At 40.7% G+C, this 5,593-nt stretch carries 7 protein-coding genes; 5 read left to right on the top strand and 2 right to left on the bottom strand.

Features of this window, described 5'->3' with window-relative positions; genetic code table 11:
• Positions 1-168 precede the first annotated feature (168 nt).
• Positions 169-1,560 carry an asparagine--tRNA ligase gene (asnS, locus tag PL8927_RS08240; protein WP_083619598.1) on the top strand — a complete coding sequence of 464 codons (1,392 nt, stop codon included), beginning with the start codon at positions 169-171 and terminating at the stop codon, positions 1,558-1,560.
• Positions 1,561-1,700: 140 nt separating this feature from the next.
• On the opposite strand, the gene PL8927_RS08235 is transcribed toward asnS, so the two are convergent.
• Together PL8927_RS08235 and PL8927_RS08230 are read right to left on the bottom strand one after the other, a co-directional pair.
• A complete protein-coding gene (locus PL8927_RS08235) occupies positions 1,701-2,387 on the bottom strand; it encodes a class I SAM-dependent methyltransferase (RefSeq protein ID WP_083619595.1) in 687 nt (228 codons plus the stop codon).
• A gap of 294 nt (positions 2,388-2,681) precedes the next feature.
• The gene (locus PL8927_RS08230) at positions 2,682-2,975 is read right to left on the bottom strand and encodes an HU family DNA-binding protein (RefSeq protein ID WP_083619591.1); all 294 of its coding nucleotides are present in this window, start codon (positions 2,973-2,975) and stop codon (positions 2,682-2,684) included.
• A gap of 385 nt (positions 2,976-3,360) precedes the next feature.
• Between PL8927_RS08230 and PL8927_RS08225 the strand changes: the two genes are divergently transcribed.
• From PL8927_RS08225 to PL8927_RS08210, 4 genes are all read left to right on the top strand, one after another.
• Complete coding sequence (locus PL8927_RS08225; RefSeq protein WP_083619588.1) at positions 3,361-3,933, top strand: pentapeptide repeat-containing protein; 573 nt, start codon at positions 3,361-3,363, stop codon at positions 3,931-3,933.
• A gap of 80 nt (positions 3,934-4,013) precedes the next feature.
• Positions 4,014-4,391, top strand: coding sequence for a translation initiation factor (locus PL8927_RS08220; RefSeq protein ID WP_083619585.1), 378 nt, complete (start codon positions 4,014-4,016; stop codon positions 4,389-4,391).
• A 15-nt stretch (positions 4,392-4,406) separates the two neighbouring features.
• Positions 4,407-5,021, top strand: coding sequence for a 7-carboxy-7-deazaguanine synthase QueE (locus tag PL8927_RS08215; protein ID WP_083619582.1), 615 nt, complete (start codon positions 4,407-4,409; stop codon positions 5,019-5,021).
• 138 nt (positions 5,022-5,159) lie between these two features.
• Positions 5,160-5,593 (top strand): type IV pilin-like G/H family protein (locus PL8927_RS08210; protein WP_156093135.1); only part of this gene is annotated, 434 nt, incomplete at its 3' end.

Genomic DNA, 5,593 nt, shown 5'->3' with positions numbered 1-5,593 from the left:
CGCTACGCATTACAGTTAGGACATTTCTAAATCCTGAAACCCTTTCACTTCTTACTGTTCCCTGTTCCCTGTTCCCTGTTCCCTGTTCCCTTGCGCGTAGCGCTATAGCGCGATTTTTGACACTAATGACCCCGCCCCTACGGATAACTAAAAAAAGGATAAAATATTATGACGATAAATAGAATTATTCAATTGTTGAGGACAGGTAAACCCAACGAAACGGTGACGGTTCAGGGTTGGGTGAGAACTAAACGGGAGTTAAAAGAATTTACCTTTGTAGAAGTTAATGATGGTTCTGCATTGGCTAATTTGCAAGTGGTATTAAATCCTGATTTAGCAGACTATGAGACTATTTTAAAACAACTGAATACGGGTACATCCGTAGAAATTTCTGGGGTATTAGTCGAGTCTCCAGCGAAGGGTCAACGAATTGAATTAAAAGCCTCTGATGTTAAAATTTATGGGGATGCGGATGCAGAAACCTATCCCTTACAGAAAAAACGTCATTCCTTTGAATTTTTACGCACTATCGGACATTTACGAGCACGGACTAATACATTAGGGGCGGTTTTTCGAGTTAGAAATGCTTGTGCTTCGGCGGTGCATGAATTCTTCCAAGAACGGGGGTTTTTATGGGTTCATACCCCTATTATTACTTCGAGTGATTGTGAAGGGGCGGGGGAAATGTTTAGTGTAACTAATTTTAAATTAAAGGATATTCCCCTAACAGCATCTCAACAGGTTGATTATGGTCAAGACTTCTTTGGAAAACCTGCTTATTTAACTGTAAGTGGGCAATTAGAAGCGGAAATTATGGCGATGGCGTTTGGAAATGTTTATACCTTTGGCCCTACTTTTCGGGCAGAAAATTCTAATACTTCTCGTCATTTAGCCGAATTTTGGATGATAGAACCGGAAATGGCGTTCTGTGATTTAGAAGGGGATATGGATTTAGCTGAAGCCTTTCTCAAACATATCTTTAAATCGGTGTTAGAACAATGTCCTGAAGATATGGAATTTTTCAATGAACGCATTGATAAATCGGTGTTAGAAACGGCTCATAATATTATTAATAATGAGTTTGGACGAATTACTTATACCGACGCGATCGCAATTTTAGAAAAAGCGGATAAAAAATTTGAGTATCCGGTGAGTTGGGGGTTAGATTTACAGTCTGAACATGAACGTTATTTAGCGGAGGAATACTTTAAAAAACCTGTAATGGTTACGGACTATCCTAAAGAAATTAAAGCCTTTTATATGCGCTTAAATGAGGATGGAAAAACCGTTAGAGCTATGGATGTTTTAGCTCCGAAAATTGGGGAAATTGTCGGAGGTTCTCAACGGGAAGAACGGTTAGAAATGTTAGAAAATCGCATGAAAATGTTAGGGATAAACCCGGAGGAATTATGGTGGTATTTGGAATTGAGAAAATATGGAACTGTCCCCCATGCGGGATTCGGATTAGGATTTGATCGCGTGGTACAATTTATGACGGGGATGGGGAATATTCGAGATGTGATTCCTTTCCCTAGAGCGCCTCAAACCATTGAATTCTAATCCGTAGGGGCGGGGTTTTCCCGCCCTATCAGGGTTTGAATTAGGAATTAGGAATTAGGAATTAGGAATTACGAATTACGAATAATTAATAATTCCTAATTAATTGTAGATAATGGTGCGTGCGCTTACGCTTACGCACCCTACGGGTATTTGTGGATTTTTAACATCTGATTTCCGTTTTTTTGGAATTGATAATTAACGGTTTTGAGCTTAGTCCTATAGCCTCTAGTTTCTAATTCCTGAATTATCGGTTGTAGGAAAGGAGAGGGTTCTCCTGATACTTTTAATAAGGGAAAAATTCTAACTTGTTGAGCAACGCGACATAATTCTAAAATTGCTTGTAGGTGAAACGCTTCTGAGAAATGATCTGAAAAAGTAAATAAAAAATGACTACATAATGCTAAATCAAATTGATGGGAATTAAAGGGAAGTTGGGGTAATTCTGCGGTGAGATAACGTCCCTGTTGTTTTCCTATTGTAAAATCGGATAAAAATTGTTCCATCGCCGCCATTCTAATTTCCCCTAACTGTTCAGGAGAGGGAATATTATCCCAAACATAATCCTGAGAACTGGCTTTTACTCCATCTACAACGGTTGTATAAGTGTCTTGAATGCGTTGGAAAATTTCATTAGCCGAAAATTGATAAATGGGGTCGCAAGAAATAATAGAATAGCCTTGTTGTGTCATTTCAATATTAAAACTAGCAGGGCCCCCAGCACAATCTAAAATCGAGAGTTTCAAATCATCAGGTGTTAAATCAAACATCCTGATATATTCGCCTAAACTGCGTCCCCAAGGAATAACTGTATTAAGTTGAAGTCCCATTGAAACTAATAATCCCAAGCTAATATGAAATCCAATTATAGATGCTATAGATTATCCCTCTCTCTACCGGGGGAATGTGCAGCCAACATTAAAGAATGGAATATAATAAGGTAAGTATAGTGTGGGAAAAGTTATACAAAATTGTAATAGCAAAAAAAAACCCGGTTTCTTGTCTTGACTTAGGGCTAAAATCTTGATGTTCTGTTCAGAAACCGGGTTTTTGCGTAAGTCCTAAAAACGTTAAACCAACCGAGACAGATTCTTCCTGGGGATGAGGAAAATTCGGCTTAGAGCTTAAGCCACTTCGTCAGAAACGCCTGAAACCATCTCTTTGAAGGCTTTACCCGCAGAGAATACAGGAACCGTTCTCGCCGGAATGGTCATCGGTGCGCCAGTGCTGGGGTTACGACCTTCACGCGCTTTCCGTTCTCTAGCTTCAAATGACCCAAAACCCACCAGAGTCACTTTTTTCCCATCGGCTACGGCTTCCATAATGGAATCACAAATGGCTGAAATGATTAAATCAGCTTGCTTTTTAGTGACACCCGCTTTAATAGCGGTGGCTTGAACGAGTTGTTCTTTATTCATCTGATGTAAACCTCCTGAATTATGTGAGCAAGTCTGCAAATATTAAGGCTGATGGCAGTTCTAGCACAACCTCATCAACAATTGACAAGCCTAAACCTCCTAATAGCCCTCAACCCGCAGTGAAATTCTGTGTTTCGGTTCTCCGTCGGCTTTGCCAGTCGATTATGGGGAGTGATTCCGACAAAACACTAATTTACCGCCTTTTCAGAGATTAACATTGATTTGAGGGAGTTGTAACGCAGTTTGATCAAATTCTTCAGAGGGTTGGCCGTTAACCGTTGACCGTTAACCGTTGAAATTCTTAATTTTTAATTCTGATTTCTGATTTTTGGCCGTTGGGTTTGTGACAATGGGGGGGAAGACCCTAGACTTGAGAAGATGAAATATGACGGCTGAAGAACTGTTGATGGCTTATGCGGCGGGAAAGCGGGATTTTCGAGATACAGACCTATTTCGGGCTGATTTTAATAATGCTGACCTGAGTGGGGCGAGTTTGTTTCGCTGTAACCTGTTTCGGGCTAACTTTTTTCGCGCTAATTTGATTGGGGTGAGTTTATACAATGTCAATCTGATTGGTGCTAACCTATATTGTGCCAATTTAAGTGGGGCTAACCTCAGTGGGGCTGACTTGACACGGGCTGATTTAACGGGGGCGGACTTGAGTGGGGCGGACTTGAGTGGGGCGGACTTGAGTGGGGCGACTTTATCCTTGGCCAATTTGAGTTATGCTGATTTGAGTCGAGCCACGTTATTAAAAGCGGATTTCGTGGAAGCTAATTTGAGTCATAGCAATCTCAAAGGGGTGAATTTAAAAGATGTTAACCTCACGGATGCTATGGTTGAAAATGCTAATTTTACAGATGCCATTAATCTGGCTTTGGATTTAGTTAGTACCCTGAAACAGCAAGGGGCAATTTTATGGGAATCTCCCCAGAATCTCACCGCTATTAACCATTAATGATTTCCAAGGAAAGGGCAAAAACGATTGGGCAGTTTTTCCCTTTTTCTCAAGGCTAAACTCTTATTTTTATCGAGCTTATGGCGACATCAAAACGTCACGATCAAAATCCTAATCCTACAGAAAGAAACCGGGTGGTTTATTCGGAATTTGGAGAATCAACAAACTCGGCGGCTTTAGAACGTTCTCCAAGTTCGGTTCCTGAACTTCCCCCGAATCAACACAATTTGAAAGTTCAAGCGACTCGTTCAGGACGCAAGGGTAAAACGGTGACGGTAATTAGTGGATTTCAAACTAAACCGGAAACTTTGGAAGGGTTAGTTAAACAGTTGAAAACTCAATGCGGGGCGGGAGGAACGGTGAAAGATAATACCATTGAAATTCAAGGAGAACACCGTCAAAAATTGCTAGAAATTCTGATAAAATTAGGCTATAAAGCTAAAATTAGTGGAGGGTAAATTAGTAAAATTTTAATGTTTGAAATTCCAGTTCATGAAACGTTTCAATGTACAATTCAAGGGGAAGGGTATTGGGTCGGAACCCCAGTAGATTTTATTCGCTTGGCGGGTTGTCCGGTGGGTTGTCCTTGGTGTGATACGGGTTATGCCGATGGGGGGATGAATTTACCCCGTCAAGTCCGATCTTTTGATTCGTTAATCGCAGAATTGCGATCGCCTAGAGTCGTAATTTCTGGGGGAGAACCGTTTATATATTCTCAACTTCCAGCGTTAATTAAAACCATTGAAACGACGGGAAGAACCGTTTCTATTGAAACATCGGGTTGCTTTTGGCAAGATATTCCTAATTCCGCTTGGATCACGTTAAGTCCGAAACATCATGTTAGTCCGAAATATCCCGTTGTTCCGTTAATGTGGAAACGAGCAAATGAAATTAAATTAGTAATTGAAACCGGAACAGAATTAGAATTTTATGCTGAATATTTAGAGCTTTACCATCAAATTCCCGTATTTTTACAACCGGAATGGACTCAACGCGATCGCACTTTCCCTTTAGTTTTAGACCTATTAAAACAATTCCCTCACTATCGGTTATCGGTGCAAGTTCATAAATGGTTAAATGTTCCTTAATATCTATTTAATTCTGATTCCCTTCCCTAATAAAACCAGAATTTCGTTCTCCTTATCCGCATTTCAGGAATCCTCTGGCTTGCTTCTGTAGATGGTAATAACAAACGTTATACACCTGATTATAGCTTAGATAATAATATGGATAAGTTTTTGAGAAAATGGGTTTCGGGAGTTCTCCTCGTTGCTCCTATCCTGTTAACGAGTTGTTCTCTCAATTTGTCCTTACCCAAATTTGATGAAAGCGATAAAGCCGAATTTGCAATGCAAGCCATGACCACCGGACAACAAGCTTATTATCAAGCTAATGGTCAGTTTGCGAATTCCATTGAAGGGTTGTCTCTGAATGCGAGTTTAGACACCGGAGAATATCGCTATAGTGTTAATACTGAAGGTCAATATGCAGAAACCGTGTTGATGACGGCATCGGCCAAACAAGACGGACTCCCTAGTTATGCTGGAGTCGTGACCGTTAGCCACACAGCAGGGGGTGTAATGGCTTTAGCTAATATTTGCAAAACTGATCAACCCTCCACCGAGCCCCCGGCTTTGTCCTCAACTCCTGTACCCGGAGA

This window comes from Planktothrix serta PCC 8927, assembly GCF_900010725.2.
GTDB classification, from domain to species: Bacteria; Cyanobacteriota; Cyanobacteriia; order Cyanobacteriales; family Microcoleaceae; genus Planktothrix; species Planktothrix serta.
The sequence above is the reverse complement of the archived record's forward strand: the minus strand, read 5'-3'. Positions and strand labels throughout refer to the sequence as shown.

What these genes read in the sequence shown, in the direction of transcription:
- PL8927_RS08225 (WP_083619588.1), top strand. Translation starts at nt 3,361, where the DNA reads ATGACGGCTGAAGAACTGTTGATGGCTTATGCGGCGGGAAAGCGGGAT.
- asnS (WP_083619598.1), top strand. Translation starts at nt 169, where the DNA reads ATGACGATAAATAGAATTATTCAATTGTTGAGGACAGGTAAACCCAAC.
- PL8927_RS08220 (WP_083619585.1), top strand. Translation starts at nt 4,014, where the DNA reads ATGGCGACATCAAAACGTCACGATCAAAATCCTAATCCTACAGAAAGA.
- PL8927_RS08235 (WP_083619595.1), bottom strand. Translation starts at nt 2,387, where the DNA reads ATGGGACTTCAACTTAATACAGTTATTCCTTGGGGACGCAGTTTAGGC.
- PL8927_RS08215 (WP_083619582.1), top strand. Translation starts at nt 4,407, where the DNA reads ATGTTTGAAATTCCAGTTCATGAAACGTTTCAATGTACAATTCAAGGG.
- PL8927_RS08230 (WP_083619591.1), bottom strand. Translation starts at nt 2,975, where the DNA reads ATGAATAAAGAACAACTCGTTCAAGCCACCGCTATTAAAGCGGGTGTC.